At 68.2% G+C, this 16,102-nt stretch carries 11 protein-coding genes and 1 pseudogene; 6 read left to right on the top strand and 6 right to left on the bottom strand.

Annotated elements, in window-relative coordinates; translation table 11 throughout:
- The first annotated feature begins 439 nt into the window (after positions 1-439).
- Genes AX769_RS13460 through AX769_RS13450 form a run of 3 tightly spaced genes read left to right on the top strand, consistent with a single transcriptional unit; the run spans position 440 to position 5,047 of the window.
- Positions 440-2,017: a glycosyltransferase gene (locus AX769_RS13460; protein WP_066280203.1), complete on the top strand. Its 1,578-nt coding sequence runs from the start codon at positions 440-442 to the stop codon at positions 2,015-2,017.
- Entirely contained in the window at positions 2,010-3,551 is a 1,542-nt protein-coding gene (locus AX769_RS13455) for a glycosyl hydrolase (protein ID WP_082763808.1), read from the top strand. The genes AX769_RS13460 and AX769_RS13455 overlap by 8 nt, the downstream gene beginning before the upstream one ends.
- 53 nt (positions 3,552-3,604) lie before the next feature.
- Positions 3,605-5,047, top strand: coding sequence for a UDP-glucose/GDP-mannose dehydrogenase family protein (locus AX769_RS13450; protein ID WP_066280200.1), 1,443 nt, complete (start codon positions 3,605-3,607; stop codon positions 5,045-5,047).
- Between the two features lie 178 nt (positions 5,048-5,225).
- Here the strand turns inward: AX769_RS13450 and AX769_RS13445 are convergent, their stop codons facing one another.
- Positions 5,226-5,966, bottom strand: a complete 741-nt coding sequence (locus tag AX769_RS13445) for an SDR family oxidoreductase (RefSeq protein WP_066280198.1) — start codon at positions 5,964-5,966, stop codon at positions 5,226-5,228.
- Positions 5,967-6,058: 92 nt separating this feature from the next.
- Between AX769_RS13445 and AX769_RS13440 the strand changes: the two genes are divergently transcribed.
- On the top strand, positions 6,059-6,613 hold the full coding sequence (locus AX769_RS13440; protein WP_066280195.1) for a TetR family transcriptional regulator: 555 nt from the start codon (positions 6,059-6,061) through the stop codon (positions 6,611-6,613).
- Positions 6,614-7,086: 473 nt separating this feature from the next.
- Here the strand turns inward: AX769_RS13440 and glnA are convergent.
- Positions 7,087-8,510, bottom strand: a pseudogene (gene glnA, locus AX769_RS13435) (type I glutamate--ammonia ligase).
- Positions 8,511-8,671: 161 nt separating this feature from the next.
- Here glnA and AX769_RS13430 point away from each other — a divergent pair.
- The gene (locus AX769_RS13430) at positions 8,672-9,100 is read left to right on the top strand and encodes an RDD family protein (RefSeq protein WP_066280192.1); all 429 of its coding nucleotides are present in this window, start codon (positions 8,672-8,674) and stop codon (positions 9,098-9,100) included.
- An 85-nt stretch (positions 9,101-9,185) separates the two neighbouring features.
- On the opposite strand, the gene AX769_RS13425 is transcribed toward AX769_RS13430, so the two are convergent.
- Positions 9,186-9,914 carry a DUF4191 domain-containing protein gene (locus tag AX769_RS13425; RefSeq protein ID WP_066280190.1) on the bottom strand — a complete coding sequence of 243 codons (729 nt, stop codon included), beginning with the start codon at positions 9,912-9,914 and terminating at the stop codon, positions 9,186-9,188.
- Between the two features lie 124 nt (positions 9,915-10,038).
- Between AX769_RS13425 and AX769_RS13420 the strand changes: the two genes are divergently transcribed.
- Entirely contained in the window at positions 10,039-11,475 is a 1,437-nt protein-coding gene (locus AX769_RS13420) for a hypothetical protein (RefSeq protein WP_066280187.1), read from the top strand.
- A gap of 5 nt (positions 11,476-11,480) precedes the next feature.
- Here AX769_RS13420 and sucB read toward each other — a convergent pair whose 3' ends face one another.
- The 3 genes from sucB to AX769_RS13405 all read right to left on the bottom strand — a co-directional run bounded on the left by sucB (position 11,481) and on the right by AX769_RS13405 (position 16,042).
- Positions 11,481-13,013: a 2-oxoglutarate dehydrogenase, E2 component, dihydrolipoamide succinyltransferase gene (gene sucB, locus AX769_RS13415; RefSeq protein ID WP_066280186.1), complete on the bottom strand. Its 1,533-nt coding sequence runs from the start codon at positions 13,011-13,013 to the stop codon at positions 11,481-11,483.
- Positions 13,014-13,066: 53 nt separating this feature from the next.
- Positions 13,067-14,440 (bottom strand): dihydrolipoyl dehydrogenase, encoded by a 1,374-nt coding sequence (lpdA, locus tag AX769_RS13410; protein WP_066280185.1) that lies wholly within the window; start codon positions 14,438-14,440, stop codon positions 13,067-13,069.
- A gap of 105 nt (positions 14,441-14,545) precedes the next feature.
- Positions 14,546-16,042 carry a leucyl aminopeptidase gene (locus tag AX769_RS13405; RefSeq protein WP_066280183.1) on the bottom strand — a complete coding sequence of 499 codons (1,497 nt, stop codon included), beginning with the start codon at positions 16,040-16,042 and terminating at the stop codon, positions 14,546-14,548.
- Positions 16,043-16,102: the final 60 nt, after the last annotated feature.

The following is a 16,102-nucleotide window of genomic DNA, read 5'->3' as shown; positions in this document are numbered from 1 at the left end:
TGTTGAACGTACCCCGTTCTGAGTGACCGTACCCCGGTCAGTGTGACGCCCCGGTTACGAGGGCATGTCGCCAGAAACATGAGGCCTTTGTGACTCCTGTGGCGAGTCACTCCCGCGGCCACCGGCACCCGCACCCACCCAGGTGGTCCAGAAGGACCCCCTGAACAGGGATTATGCAAATCGCCACCGAGCGACATCCGATGCCCATTCGCGACGCCCTCAAGCGACACCTGACACCCTTGGTACGACCCGAACTCCGGTCGGCATTTCGCACGACACCAATCGGAGGACATTTCTGTACCCCAGGGTCGTGAACGCCCCCAGTGCGAGTGGCCCTCGTTGTGAGGTCGAAATGAATCGACTACAAATTCAACTACCCGAACGCCCGATTCCCCAATGATGCGGAAGCCGTCCTCTACTCCCTCCGCGAGGCGACATCGTGTTAACGTTCATTCTCCAAATCCGCCATTTCGTCAACGGTCACCCCCAGGTGTACCTCTTCAGCGTCTACTCGATCATGATCTGGGTCCTCTGGGTCATCAAGGTCGTGATCAGCCGCAACTACCGTCCCTTCACGGGGACGTTCACCGGCACCACCAGCGTGGTGGTCCCCGTGGTCGACGAGCCCGAAGACCTCTTCCGCGACGTGATCGGCCGCATGGTCGAACAGGGCCCCGGCGAGATCATCGTCGTCATCAACGGCAAACCGAACCCCGTTCTGCAGGCCATCTGCGAGGAGTTCGCGCCGCTCGTCACCTGGACGCACACGCCGATCCCGGGCAAGCGCAACGCCGTCATGATCGGCACCGAGCTCTCGACGGGCGACATCACCGTGCTGGTCGACTCCGACACGGTCTGGACGCCCGGCACGCTCTCCGAGCTCGTCAAGCCGTTCGCCGAGGCGAACGTCGGCGGCGTCACCACCCGCCAGCGCATCCTCGAGCCCGAGCGCTCGTGGATCACCCGCTGGGCCGACTGGCTCGAGAACAGCCGCGCGCTCTACTCGATGCCGGCGCAGAGCGTCATCGGCCAGATCGGCTGCCTCCCGGGCCGCACCATCGCCTTCCGCCGCGACATCCTCGTGCGCGTGATGGACAAGTTCATGACCGAGAAGTTCATGGGCGTCTTCCTCGAGGTCTCCGACGACCGCACGCTGACGAACCTCACGCTCAAAGAGGGCTACCGCACCGTCTACCAGTACACGTCGCTCGTCTACACGGACGCCCCGCTGCAGATCAAGAAACTCTTCAAGCAGCAGCTGCGCTGGGCTCGCGGCAGCCAGTACAACACCCTTCGCATGATGCCGTGGATGCTGGCGCACGCCCCGATGCTCGCGTTCTTCTTCGCGATGGACATCGTCCTGCCGTTCGTCCTCCTCGGCGTCGTCGGCGGCTGGATCTTCGACGGCCTCACCCACCGCGGCACGAACCTCTACATCGGCATCCTGCACGACTACGGCTTCAAGTCGGGCGTGATAGCGATCGTCTGCCTGATGATCGCCTCGTCGGTGCTCAGCATGGCCATCCGCCAGATGCGGCACCTGTCCGAGAAGCCGGGCGACTTCTTCCGCCTTCCGGTCTTCATCATCGTGTCGACGTTCTTCCTGATGCCGATCCGCATCCTCGGCTTCTTCCGCATGGGCCACTCGGCCGGCTGGGGCACCCGGGCGGGCGCCTACACCGGCGGCGTCGTCACCGAAGAGGTGCACGACGTGGTCGAGCAGCGCGAGCTGGAGTCGGCAATCACCGGCATCGACGACCTCGAGGCCCAGTTCGACGAGGGGCGAGCCGCATTCGACGGCAGCCAGGGCGAACCCTCGATCGACACGCTCTTCGACTTCGGCACAGCCACCGACCCCGAGCAGGGCACCGTGCTCGTCAAGAGCCGCCGCAGCGCCCGCGCTGTGAACGCCCCTGCACCTCAGGCGCCACCGCGCCGAAGGCTCAACCCCAAAGCCGGATGGCCGTACCTCATCGGTGCTGCGATCCTCGTCCTGGAGGCTCTCTTCATTGTCTGACCACACGTCTAGCCGCTACGGCGAGACCCTGATCACCCCGTTGAAGACAGGGGCGTTCTGGTCCACCGGAAAGCGCAACACCCGCCGCACCGCCATGGGCGCCACTGCGATCGTCGTCCTGCTCGCCCTCATCTCGATGATCGTCTGGCTGTCACCGAGTGACAGCCCGGTGCGGAAGCTCGTCGGCGACGCCGTCAAGCCGATCTCGACCAATCAGCAGCTCAAGACCGAGAAGTCCAACCTGCTGAGCCAACTGGTCTCGATGAAGTCGACGATGTCGACCCAGACGGCCAAGCTCACCTCGCAGCAGACCCAGCTCAACGCCGCCCTCGGCAAGGCCAAGGCCCTCCAGGCGTCGCTCTCCAAGGCGAAGGCCGCCGAGTCGAAGGCCGAGGGCCAGGTCGCGTCCTACAAGTCGCAGCTGGCCGCAGGATCCCACGGGTCGGGTGTGTCGTCATCGATCGCCTCCTCCGGTGACGCGACCACCACCACGCCGGCATCGGGTGTCACTACCGCGCCCCCGCCGGCCACGACCAAGCCCAACGGTCCGGTGGCCGTCCAGACGCCTTCGCTCGCATCGATCATCAACCCGACGTCGCGCTACTTCGGCCTCTACACCGATCAGTCGCCCTTCAGCTTCTCCGACTCCAACGAGGTGGCGAGCGACGTCGGTGCAGAGCCGAACGTCAGCGGCTACTTCCAGGGGTTCGACGCTCCCTTCCGCGCCGACGCCGTGCAGTCGTCGTGGGCGAAGGGCGAGCTGCCGATGATGACCTGGGAGACGCAGCCTTCGGTCAACACGCCCGGCCAGGACCTCACGGCATACTCCCTGGCGAACATCACCAAGGGCAACTTCGACGCCTACATCACTGCCTACGCCAAGGCGATCGTCGCGAACGGCCAGCCCATGGCCATCCGCCTCGACCAGGAGATGAACGCGAACTGGTACCCCTGGGGCAACGGCACGAACGGCAACACCGGCGGGCCGGAGTTCGTGGCCATGTGGCAGCACGTACACGACATCTTCCAGGCCCAGGGAGCCAACAACCTGGTCGCGTGGGTCTGGGCGCCGAACCGCGTCAACAACCTCAGCGCGACGTCGGGCTTCCAGGAGGAGTCCTACACGAAGAGCTTCTACCCGGGCACGAACTACGTCGACTGGGTCGGAATGTCGGCCTACCTCCGCCCGCCCTACTCGAGCGGTGAGACCTACTCGTTCGACCACACCTTCACGCTCACCCTCAAGCAGCTGCGAGACATCGCACCGGGCAAGAAGATCATCCTCGCCGAGATCGGAGCCAGCGAGATAGGCGGGCAGAAGTCGAAGTGGATCACCGACCTGTTCCAGAACCTGTCCCTCCCGGCCAACAGCGACATCATCGGGTTCGACTGGTTCAACCACACCGTCACCTCCAGCACCAGCGGCATCCAATACACGAACGACTGGCGGATCAACTCGTCGTCGTCGTCGATCGCCGCCTTCAAAGCCGGCATCGCCCGCAAAGACATCGGCTACGACCTAGGCACCCCGTAGCCGGCCTTCGCACCACCGTTCCCACTTCATCTTTCATCTTTCAGGAGCACACCATGAGCACTCCCAAGAAGCCCACGAAGGACGCCACACCCGCCGTCGAGACCGCGAGCAGCCCTCCTGCCCCGGGCCTCAAGCCCGTGATCAGCGTCATCGGCACCGGCTACCTCGGGGCCACCCACGCTGCAGCCATGGCTGAGATGGGCTTCGACGTGATCGGCGTCGACACCGATCCGTCGAAGGTCGAGGCGCTGAGCGCCGGTCGCGTGCCGTTCTTCGAGCCCGGCCTGCCCGAGCTGATCCTCGAGCATGTCGGTACCGGCCGCCTGCGATTCACCAGCGACCTGGCCGACGCCGTTTCGGTGGCCGACGTGCACTTCATCTGCGTCGGCACGCCGCAGCGCCGAGGGAGCCACGCCGCCAATCTCAGCTACGTCGAGGCCGCCACCAAGGCCGTCGCAGAGTCGCTCAGCCACGACGGCATCATCGTGGGCAAGTCGACCGTGCCCGTCGGCACCGCCGCGCGCCTCCGCAAGCTGGTGGCCGACTCGAAGCCCGACGGCATCGAGACGCAGGTCGTCTGGAACCCTGAGTTCCTTCGTGAGGCTCACGCGGTGGAAGACACGCTCACCCCCGACCGCATCGTCTTCGGCGGCACCGACGCCAAGAGCGAGGCGATCCTGCGCGAGATCTACGCGGCTCCGATCTCGACCGGCACGCCCGTCATCTCGTGCGACCTGGCTACCGCCGAGCTCGTCAAGGTGTCGGCCAACGCCTTCCTCGCCACGAAGATCTCGTTCATCAATGCGATCTCCGAGCTCTGCGAGGTCGCCGGCGCCGATGTGCGCGTCTTGGCCGACGCGCTCGGCCATGACGACAGGATCGGGCGGAAGTTCTTGAACGCCGGCCTCGGCTTCGGTGGCGGCTGTCTCCCCAAAGACATCCGCGCCCTCATGTCGCGGGCGAACGAGCTCGGCGCCTCGCGCGTCGTCGGCCTCATGCAGGAGGTCGACGAGATCAACATGCTGCAGCGCCAGCGGGTCATCGACCAGGCGATCGACGCGTGCGGGGGCTCCGTGCTCAACCGCAAGCTCGCGATCCTGGGCGCCGCGTTCAAGCCCGACACGGACGACGTGCGCGACTCGCCCGCCCTGAACGTGGCCGCCGCCTTGCACCTTCGTGGGGCCCAGGTACTCGTCGTCGACCCCGAGGCGTCGACCACCGCGCAGCGCAGCTTCCCGACTCTCTCGTTCGCCGACAGCATCGACGAGGCCGTCACGGACGCCGATGTGGTCCTGTTGCTCACGGAGTGGCCCGTCTTCGTGAACGCAGACCCCATGCACCTCGCCGAGCTCGCTGCGAACCCCGTCGTCCTCGACGCCCGCAACGCGCTCGACAGCGAGGTGTGGTCGGCTGCCGGCTGGGAGGTGCGACCGCTCGGCGGCCGCACCGTCGCCCGCCAGCGCCGCGTGCTGGAAGGCTCTGCTCTGCCCGCCTGAGTGTCGCTGCCCGCCTGAGTGTCGCTGCCCGCCTGATCCCGCGTCAGGCTCCACCAGCCGGAGTGCCGTACCCGCGGAGGGGTGCGGCGCTCCTTTGGTCTGCCGGCGCTTACCTTTTCGGCACGTCCTGACCGCCCAGGGGATCAGATTGCGCCGAAAAGGTGAGGGTCGGGAGGGGTCAGCCCTGGGCGGTCGAGCGGATCACGATGTCGCCGACGTCGACGTTGGCCGGCTGTTCGATCGCGTAGAGCGCGGCGCGGGCGATCGCCTCGGGTGGGATGGCCATGGCCATCTGGTCGGCCAGAGCGGCCCGCGTCTCGGGGTTCGAGATGGTGTCGGTGAACCCCGTGTCGATCATGCCCGGCGAGATCCCCGTGACCCGCAGATCGGCGCCGGACTCTTGGCGCAGGCCCTCGGTGATGGTGCGACCGGCGTTCTTGGTTGCCGCGTAGACCGCCATCGTCGGGACGATCTTGATGCCCGCCGTCGACAGGATGTTGACGAAGTGCCCGGCCTTCTGGGCCCGGAAGACGGGCAGCGCAGCGCTTATACCCCAGAGCAGACCCTTCACGTTGATGTCGACCATGTCCTCCCACTCGTCGACCGCAAGGGCGTCGAGCGGGCTGATCGGGCCGATGCCCGCGTTCGACACCAGCACGTCGAGCCGGCCGAACCGCTCTTGCGCGAGGTCGACGAGCGCCTGGACGTCCGTGCGGCGCCGTACGTCGGTGACGATCGATGCGGCATCGCCGCCTGCGTCTCGGATCCTGCCCTCGAGGTCGTCGAGCTTCTCTTCGCGGCGCGCGCCTAGCACGACCTTCGCGCCCTTCGAGGCCAGCAGGATCGCGATCGACTCGCCGATCCCGCTGCTCGCGCCGGTGATCGCCACGACCTTGCCGTCGATTCCGTCCGTGCTCATGAGTCTCCTTTTCGCGGCCGGTTTGTGACAGCCGCTGTCGCAATTCTACGCACATTGCGACAGCGGCTGTCACAAATCGATAGGCTGACGTCATGGGACGCCGACCGACCGACGCCGCCGACCGCCTGCGAGCCGCCGCGGTCGAGTTGTACACGCGCGACGGCTTCGCCTCGACCACCGTCGAAGCCATCGCCGTGCGCGCGGGGCTGACCGAGCGGACGTTCTTCCGCTACTACGCCGACAAGCGCGAAGTGCTGTTCGGCGGGTCGGACGAGTTGGGCGACGTGCTCGCTCGTGCCACTGCCGAGAGGGCCGCCGACGAGCCCGTCCGGGAAGCCGTCCTCGCCGGTCTCGCCTGCGTCGTCGCCGACCTGGCGCCGCGGCGCGACGCACTCGTGGTGCGCGAAGCAATCGTCTCGGGCCGCCCCGAGCTGCGCGAACGAGAGCTGGCGAAGCTCGCTTCTTGGGCGGCGAAGCTCGAGGCCGCCCTGCTCTCGCGCCGGTCTTCGCCGATCGAGGCCGCGGTCGTCGCGGCCTCCGCCGTCGCCGCTCTCAACGTCGCCGCGCAGCGCTGGCTCGCCGACGGCGCCGTCGACCTCGCCGACGCCCTGGACGAGGCCGTCGCTGCCCTCCGTCTTCTCGCCTGACCCTGGTGATCCTGCCGCCCCTGGTCCTTCCGCCCCGGGTCCCTCCGCAGGCTGGGCCCAGCAACCCCTTACCTTTTCGGCACGCCCTCACCGCCCGGGCGTTCCGGCTGAGCCGAAAAGGTCAGGCTCAGATGCTCGTGGAGAGAACGAGGGCGCCGCTGCGGAGGAAGTGCGTTGGGGGGGAGGGACTTTCGTGGTCGGCCGACTCTCGGGAGGAAGTCTCTCGGGAGGATCGGCCATTTCGGGAGGAAGCGGCGATAAGACTTCCTCCCGCCGCGCTCCGCAGCGGCTTAGGTCCTCCCCGTTCGTAGATGGGCCAGCAGATCTCCTCCCGCAAAGGCCGCAGTTCCTCCCCAAGAGCAACATCCTCCCGGGGGCAGCGCGGCTCTAGGGTCACCGTGGCCCGGGCCCGGAGACGACGACGGCCCCGCCCTCCGGGGAGGGCGGGGCCGATGATCCGGCGGCAGCGGGGCTTAGACGCTGAAGTACATCTCGAACTCGAACGGATGGGGACGCTGCGCCATGGGCAGAATCTCCTTCTCGCGCTTGTACGAGATCCACGTCTCGATGAGGTCTTCGGTGAACACGTTGCCCTTGGTCAGGAACTCGTGGTCGTCTTCGAGGGCCAGCAGCGCGGCATCGAGCGAAGCCGGGACCTGGGGATGTTCTTGGCCTCTTCGGGCGGGAGCTCGTAGAGGTCCTTGTCGACGGGCTCGTGCGGCTCGATGCGGTTCTGGATGCCGTCGAGCCCGGCCATCAGTTGAGCGGCGAACGCCAGATACGGGTTCGACGCCGCGTCGGGCACGCGGAACTCGATGCGCTTGGCCTTCGGGTTCGTGCCGGTGATCGGGATGCGGATGGCAGCCGAGCGGTTGCCGGCCGAGTAGACCAGGTTGACGGGAGCCTCGAAGCCCGGGATCAGGCGGTGGTACGAGTTGATCGCCGGGTTCGTGAAGGCGAGCACCGACGGAGCGTGCTTGAGCAGGCCGCCGATGTACCAGCGGGCGATGTCGGAGAGACCGCCGTAGCCGTTCTCGTCGTAGAACAGCGGCGTGCCGCCGTTCCACAGCGACTGGTGGGTGTGCATGCCCGAGCCGTTGTCGCCGAAGAGGGGCTTCGGCATGAAGGTGGCGACCTTACCCCAGAGCTCGGCGGTGTTCTTGACGATGTACTTGAACTTGAGGATGTCGTCGGCCGCGTGCACCATCGTGTCGAAGCGGTAGTTGATCTCCTGTTGACCGCCGGTGCCGACCTCGTGGTGGGCGCGCTCGAGGATGAGGCCCGATTCGATCAGCTTGAGGCTGATGTCGTCGCGGAGATCGGCCGTCTTGTCAACGGGTGAGACGGGGAAGTAGCCGCCCTTGTAGGGCGTCTTGTTGGCGAGGTTTCCGCCCTCTTCGGCACGGCCGGTGTTCCAGGCGCCCTCTTCGGAGTCGACCGAGTAGAAGGAGCCGTTCTGCTTGACCTCGTAGCGAACGTCGTCGAAGACGTAGAACTCGGCCTCGGGGGCGAAGAACGCGGTGTCGGCGATGCCGGTCGAGGCGAGGTAGCGCTCGGCCTTCTTGGCGACCTGACGCGGGTCGCGCGAGTAGAGCTCGCCGTTTCGGGGGTTGAAGATGTCGAAGACCAGGATCAGCGTGCGCTCGGCCCGGAAGGGGTCGACGTAGCCCGTGGTGACGTCGGGGATGAGCTGCATGTCGGACTCGTGGATCGAGGCGAAGCCGCGGATCGAAGAGCCGTCGAAGAGCTGACCGACGGAGAAGAACTCCTCGTCGACGGTCGAGGCGGGGATGTTGAAGTGCTGCTGGACACCGGGAAGGTCGGTGAAGCGGATGTCAAGGAACTTGACGTCAGTGTCCTTGATGAACTTCAGCACCTCGGAAGAGTCTGTGAACATACGCGAGGATCTCCAATGGGCGTGGAACGTGGGCGAAAGCGGGACGCCTCCAGTCATGAGGCTATTGAGGGGCCGTTTCGGCCCCGTGACACCAATGTTTCGAGGATGTTACGGGTCGCCCTCGACCGGGCGTCTCATACAGCGTCGATAGGCTCGTCATCATGTCCAGCTCCGCCCCGCCACCCTTCCCCGACGCCCCCCGAGAGCGCCCGCCGTGGCCGGGTCACGATCTCGGCCTGCCTCAGACCGGCCCGCGCTCCATCGCGAGGTTCGGGCGTCGGCTCATCGCCATCTTCATCGACTGGGCGATCGCCGTCGTCATCTCGATCGCCTTCTTCCACTACAACTCGTTCGCGACGCTGGGAGTGTTCTTCGTCGAGCAGGCGCTGTTCCTCATTCTGATCGGCGGCAGCCCCGGGCACCTGATCGTGCGGCTGCGCCTCGTGCCGGCGCGCGGTGGTCGCCTCGTCTGGTGGAAGCCCCTGATCCGCACGTTCCTGCTCTGTCTCGTCGTACCGGCGGTCATCTACGACCGCGACCAGCGCGGGCTGCACGATCGCGCCGTCGACACCTTTCTCGTCAGAATCTGACCCCATCAGGATCCGACCTGGTTGCTGAAACGCAGAACGCCGCTGCTCCCGAGAGAGCAGCGGCGTTCGTCGTGTGACGGGTCGATCAGCGCGGTCGGCCGGAGCGCACGCGCATCGGGTCGACGCCCTTGGGGATCGGCAGCTTGTTCTGACCGAGCGAGTCGAGGCGGTTCGACACGGCGAGCACTTCGTTGCGCCCGATCATGTTCTTGTTCTTGACGCGGTTCATCCGCGAAGCCAGCTTGTGCAGGGGGATCGAGTCGGCATCCGGGCCGACGCTCAGCACGGTGATCGCCACGCCGGGGGTGATGCGCGCGACCTTGCGCTTCTCCTCCTCGACGATCTTCGAGGTCGCCCCGCGGGTGCCCTCGGTGACGAGCACGACGCCGGGTCGTCCGACAGCGCGATAGACGGCGGCCTGGCTGCGACCGTTGACGGCGACCGGCATCTCGCTGGCGCGCCACTGGCGGCGGAGGCCACTCTTGAACACCGCGCCCACGGCACCGGGCTGCCCCTCGATCTGCGAGTAGGCTGCGCGCTCGGCCAGGCGGCCCAGCACGACCATGAAGAGCAGCACGCCGGCCATGACGCCGACGATGATGTAGAGCACCATGTTGATGATGGTCGAGCGGCCGATCGTGAACGCCAACGCGAGACCGATGATGACCGGAACGGCGAACGCCGCGATCATCCACCAGATCGCCGTCGAGTCGGATCGGCGGGTCATATTGAAGACCTGCCACATCTGCTTCAAGCGGCCGGGCTCTTTTGCAGGGGTCGACGACGAGCTCTCTGCGGGTGTGTTGCGTGCCATGGTCTCTAGGATACGGGCATACCGGCCCAGTCGACTCCTCCCCAGGTTCGCCATGAGCGCAGTACTCCACAGATCGCGCCTCAGGCCCGCGCCAGCGAGTGCCTGATCCGGCATCATTCGGCGCATGCCTGCCCGTTCGACCGTCGGCCGCCCCGGCCTCCTCCTCGCCCAGAGCCCGCGCCTCCGCGTGCTCGAGTGGCTCCCTGCCGCGCTGTCCGCCGTCGATGCGGCGCAGGATCCGACCTGCGTCGCGCTCCATCCGGGCGACGGAGGCCGGCAGCGGGCTCTCGCCGTGGCGGCGGCGCTCGCCTCGCTCGACCACCCGCACGTCGTGTCGCTTCGGGGCGTGGTCGAGACGGGCGAGGGTCTCGGCATCCTTCTGCCCCAACTGTCGGTCGGCACCGCCGAGTCATGGCTCGCGACCCGCGGGAGGGTCTCGGCTGGCGAGGCGGTGACGCTGCTGGTGCCGCTGCTGCGCGCGCTGCGGCACATGGCCCACCGGCGGCTCGACGGGGTGACTGAGATCGACCTGACCGCTCGGCTCGGGCTCGATCAGGTGCTGTTCGACGTTCGGGGTGCTCCGGTGCTCGTCGGGCTGCGCGCTGCGCCCGCTCGCGGGCCCGAGCGACTCGTTCGGCCTCCCGGCGGTGCCCGAGGGGCTGCCGCACGACTCGTGCGGCCTGTGCTCGACGCCACCGGGGGTGGTGACGCGGCGACCATCGAGGCGCTGCGTGAGCTGTGTACGCGAGCCGCCGGGGGAGACCTGCCCGGGGTCGACGAGTGGATCGAGGCCGTGTTCGAGCTGGCGCCGCCCTCGCCGCTGAGCGGTCTCCCGCGGCGCCCGGCGGCGGTGCCTGCCGGGCCGCCCAGTGAGGTGCAGCTGGGCGCCTCCCTCGACTCGGGCGGAGCATCGTCGAGCGCGTCGCCCGGGCTGTCGTCTCTAGGCTCGTCTCGGCTCGTCTCGGCACTGCTGGGGCCGGGCGGTCTGCTCGCTCGGCTTCGACGATCCGCTCGCGAGGTGCGCCCTCGAGCGTGGGTGACGGCAGGCGCCCTCATGGCCTCGGCGATCGGGGCGGTGGTGCTGCTGTCGGGGCCCACGGGCTCGACCGGGGCGAGCACGCCGGCCGCCGCCATCCCTTCCGCCTCACCCGACCCGCCGACCGTGGCCGGTCAGAGCCGGCCGACGAGCACCCCGAGCCCGGCATCCACCCGATCGCCGAGCGGCGATGGCGCCGTCCTCTCCGGCGACGACACCGACCGCGCCGTGAAACTGCTCGTGACGCTCCGCGCCGCGTGCCTCAAAGCCCTCGACGCCGACTGCCTAGCCGGCGTCGACCAGCCCGACTCGCCGCTTCTGGCGCAGGATGCCGAGGCGGTCGCGTCGCCCGACCATTTCGACGACCTGCCGCGCGAACTGTCCGTCGGGGCTGTCGTCAACCGGCTCGGCGACTCCTCGCTCTACGCGGCGACCGGGCCGGACGACCGACCGGCCTCCGTTCTCGTGACGAGAACGGAGGCCGGTTGGCGGCTGCGGAGCATCGCTCCCAGCGGCGATCAATGACTGATCTAGATGCCGAGCTTGCCCTGGAAGTCGCCGCCCTCGAGGCGGTTCTTCACCGCGACAAGGAAGCGAGCGGCGTCAGCGCCGTCGACGATGCGGTGGTCGTACGACAGGGCGAGGTACACCATCGAGCGGATCGCGATCGACTCCGAACCGTCGGCCGTGATGACCACCGGCTTCTTGACGACGATGCCCGTGCCCAGGATGGCGACTTGGGGTAGGAACACGACGGGGGTGTCGAAGAGCGCCCCGCGCGAGCCCGTGTTGGTCACCGTGAAGGTGCCGCCCGAGAGCTCGTCGGGGGTCAGCTTGTTGTCGCGCGTGCGGCCGGCCAGGTCGGCGATCGAGGCGGCGAGCCCGGCGAGGTCGAGCGTCGCGGCGTTCTTGATCACCGGGGTGAGGAGGCCGCGCTCTGTGTCGACCGCCATCGAGACGTTCTCGGTGTCCGGGTAGACGATCGAGTCACCGTCGACGGTCGCGTTGAGCTTCGGGTAGGCCTGGAGGGCCTCGGCCGCGGCAAGCGTGAAGAACGGCAGGAACGACAGCTTGTTTCCGGTCTTCGCGAGGAAGTCGCCCTTCACGGCGTCGCGGAACTTCGCGACCTTCGTGACGTCGACCTCGACCACGCTGGTGAGCTGGGCCGTCTGCTGCATCGACTCGACGGCGCGCTGCGCGACGACCTTGCGGAGGCGCGTCATCGGCACCGTCGTGCCACGCAGGTCGGAGACGGGCAGCGGCTCGTACTTCGACGCGACGGCAGGAGCCGACGCGGCCGGTGCGGCAGCGGGCGTCGCCTTGGCGGCGGCCTCAGCGGCTTCGAGGACGTCCTCCTTGCGGATGCGACCGCCGACGCCGCTGCCCGAGACGGTCGACAGGTCGACGCCCTTCTCGTTGGCGAGCTTGCGCACCAGCGGCGTGACGTAACCGACGGGGCCGCCAGCAGCTGCCGGGGCGGGAGCGGCGGGCGAAGCGGGGGCGGGAGCAGCAGGAGCGGCCGGGGCGGGCGCGGCCGGGGCAGCAGCGGCAGGAGCCGGCGCAGCGGCGACAGGAGCCGGCGCGGCGGGGGCCGCGGGCGCGGGGTCGACGCCCGGAGCCGGAGCCGGGGGAGCAGCCTGGGCGGCCTCCTCGGGTGCGGGGGCAGCGGACGACGGCACCTCGGCGGGAGCCTCGTCGGCCGGTGACGGCGTCTCGTAGCCCTCGGAGTCTTCGCTCGACTCGGCGGCGGGCTGGTCGTCCGTGGAGGCGGGGCCGGTGGCAGGCGCCTCGGCATCGGGGGCGGAGTCGCTCGAGCCGGCGCCGGTGCCGTCGCCGATCTTCACCAGCGGAGTGCCGACCTCGACGGTCTCGTCTTCGGGCACCAGGATCTCTTCGATCACACCGGCGACGGGCGACGGGATCTCCGTGTCGACCTTGTCGGTGGAGACTTCGAGCAGGGGCTCGTCGACCTCCACACGATCGCCGACGTTCTTCAACCAGCGGGTGACCGTGCCCTCGGTGACACTCTCGCCGAGTGCCGGGAGGTTGACGGATTCGCTCATCAGGGGGACTCCTTTAGAAAACTGTTCTTGTGTGGGGAAGTGAGAAGACTGTGTTACATCGCGTGCAGGGGCTTGCCGGCCAGGGCCAGCATCGCCTCGCCGATCGCCTCGTTCTGGGTCGGGTGCGCGTGGATCAGCGGCGCGATGTCCTCCGGGTAGGCCTCCCAGTTGACGGTGAGCTGTGCTTCGCCGACGAGCTCGCCGACGCGGGCGCCGATCATGTGGACGCCGACGACCGGGCCGTCGACGACGCGGACGACCTTGACCGAGCCGGCCGTGCCGAGGATCGAGCTCTTGCCGTTGCCGGCGAGGTTGTAGTCGTACGACGAGATCTTGTCGGCACCGTACTTCTCGGTGGCCTTCGCCGTGGTGAGGCCGACGGACGCGACCTCGGGGTCGGAGTAGGTGACCTTGGGGATGTTCGCGTCTTCGATGACGACGGGCGAGAGCCCGGCGATCTCTTCGGCGACGAAGATGCCCTGCTGGAAGGAGCGGTGGGCGAGCTGGAGGCCGGGCACGATGTCGCCGATGGCGTAGACGCCTTCGACGTTGGTGTGGAGGCGCTCGTCCGTGAGGACGAAGCCGCGGTCCATCGTGATGCCGACCTCGTCGTATCCGAGGCCCTGGGTGACCGGGCCGCGCCCGACCGCCACGAGCAGGATGTCGGCGTCGAAGGTCTTGCCGTCTTCGAGCGTGACGTGCACGCCGCTGTCGTCCTGCGTGACGCTCTGGAAGCGGATGCCGAGCGAGTAGTTGATGCCGCGCTTGCGGAAGGCGCGCTCGAACTGCTTCGACACCGACTCCTCCTCGTTGGGCACGAGGTGCGGGAGCGCTTCGATGATCTGGACGTCGGAGCCGAAGGACTTCCAGACGCTGGCGAACTCGACGCCGATGACGCCGCCGCCCAGGATCGCGACGCGCTGGGGGATGTAGTCGAGCTCGAGAGCGTGCTCGCTCGTGATGACGCGGCCGCCGATCTCGAGGCCGGGCAGGCTGCGCGAGTACGAGCCGGTCGCCAGGATGATGTTCTTGCCGGTGATGGTGTCGTCACCGACCTGGATCGTCGAGGGGGACGTCAACTTGCCTTCGCCGGCGATCGTCGTGATGCCGCGCGCCTTGACGAGGCTCTGCAGGCCCTTGTACTTGTGCTCGACGATGTCGCGGCGGTACGTCGTGACGTTCGCGATGTCGATGCCGTGGAAGTCGGTGTTGACGCCGTACTTCGCCGACTCGCGCGACACGTCGGCCACCTCGGCGGTGTGCAGCAGGGCCTTCGTGGGGATGCAGCCGCGGTGGAGACAGGTGCCGCCGACCTTGTCCTTCTCGATCAGGGCCACCGAGTAGCCCAATTCACTGGAACGCAGTGCCGCGGCATATCCGCCGCTGCCTCCACCGAGAATGACGACGTCATAGTTCTGCTCTGACACCCAGCAACTCCTTCGTGCGATCGGTCAGGACGGCGGCCGGTTGTCGGGCCGCGCACCCCTGCCAAGAAGACGGATTTTCCCGCCTCCATTACCCTAGTACGCCGCTCAGAACGCGGAGGCCAGGTCGATCAGGGTGCGCACAGTGATGCCGGTCGCGCCCTTGGTCGTGAAGCCGTAGCCTCCGGCCTTGTTCTCGCTCGGCCCCGCGATGTCGAGGTGGGCCCAGGGGATCAGCTCGTCGGTGCCCACCTTCTTGCCCACGAACTCTTTCAAGAAGACGCCGGCGAGCAGCATGCCCGCGGCGCTGTTGCCAGGCGTGGCGTTGACGAGGTCGGCGACGTCCGACTTGAGGCGTTGGCGCAGCTCGGGCGCGAGCGGCACCCGCCAGAACGGCTCGGACGCGGCGTCGGCCACTTCGACCACGCGCGGCGCGAAGTCGTCGGTGCCCATCACACCGACGTAGCGCATGCCGAGCGCGACGACCTGCGCGCCGGTGAGGGTCGCGACGTCGATGATCGCATCCGGTTGCTCTTCGGACGCGGCCGAGAGGCCGTCGGCGAGCACGAGACGCCCTTCGGCGTCGGTGTTCGTCACCTCGACCGTGGTGCCGTTCTTGATGGTCAGGACGTCGTCGGGTCGGATCGGATCGGCCCCGAGCATGTTCTCGGAGATGCACAGCCACGCGGTCAGCCGCACCGGCAGGCGCAGCTCGGCGGCGGCGAGGGTGACGGCCATGACGGTGGCGGCGCCGGTCATGTCGTACTTCATGCCGACCATGCTGCCCGCGGGCTTCAGCGACAGCCCGCCGGTGTCGTAGGTGATGCCCTTGCCGACGAGAGCGAGGTGCTTGGTGGCGCCCTCGGGCGAGTAGGCGACCTTGACGAGGCGGGGCGGGCGTGCCGAGCCCTGCCCGACGCCGACGATGCCGCCGAACCCCTGCTCGCGGAGCTCGTCGCCCTCGAGGACGGTCACCGTGACGTCCTTGCCCTCGGCGAGACGCACGGTCGCATCGGCCAGCGCTGCCGGCGGCAGGTCGATCGGAGGGGTCGTCACGAGGTCGCGGACCGTGTGCACGGCCGTCGCGACCGCTGCAGCCCGGGCGACCACGGAGTCGGCAACCGCCGTCTCGGTGAGAAGGACGACGTCGCTGACGGCGGCCTTCGAGTCGGCAGCCGACGCGTGACGGTACGAGTCGAAGGCGTACGCGCCGATGGCGGCGCCCTCCAGCACGGCCAGGGCCTCGTCGTCGCCCGACACCGGAAGGGCGAGCGCGACGCGAGCCTGCCCGGCCAGCTGGCGGGCGGCGGATCCTGCAGCGTAGCGAAGCGTCTCGACCGAGGGTGCGCCCCCCAGACCGATGAGAGCGACGGAGGTGCTCGCCGGCAGGTCGGCACTCCCGAGCGCCCCGGCCGGCAGCCGCGTCAGCTCGTCGCGGCCCCCGGAGACGCCGATGGCCGCGAGCTGCGCCTGCAGATCGGGCGCGTCGGCCAGAAGAGTCGGGGCGTCGGCCCCGCCCGTGGCGGGCACGACGCCGAGGACGAGCACGTCGGCGGGGGAGGAGAGATCGACGGGGGCGAGCACGGATAGCTGGGGCACTGTCATGGCATCGATGCTATCCACCGAGCGGACGGTCCCCTCCCGCGATGTTCGCTGTCAGCATCC

Source organism: Frondihabitans sp. PAMC 28766 (assembly GCF_001577365.1).
Taxonomy (GTDB): Bacteria; Actinomycetota; Actinomycetes; order Actinomycetales; family Microbacteriaceae; genus Frondihabitans.
Note: the sequence above shows the minus strand (reverse complement) of the source record. Positions and strands in the feature narration are given on the sequence as shown.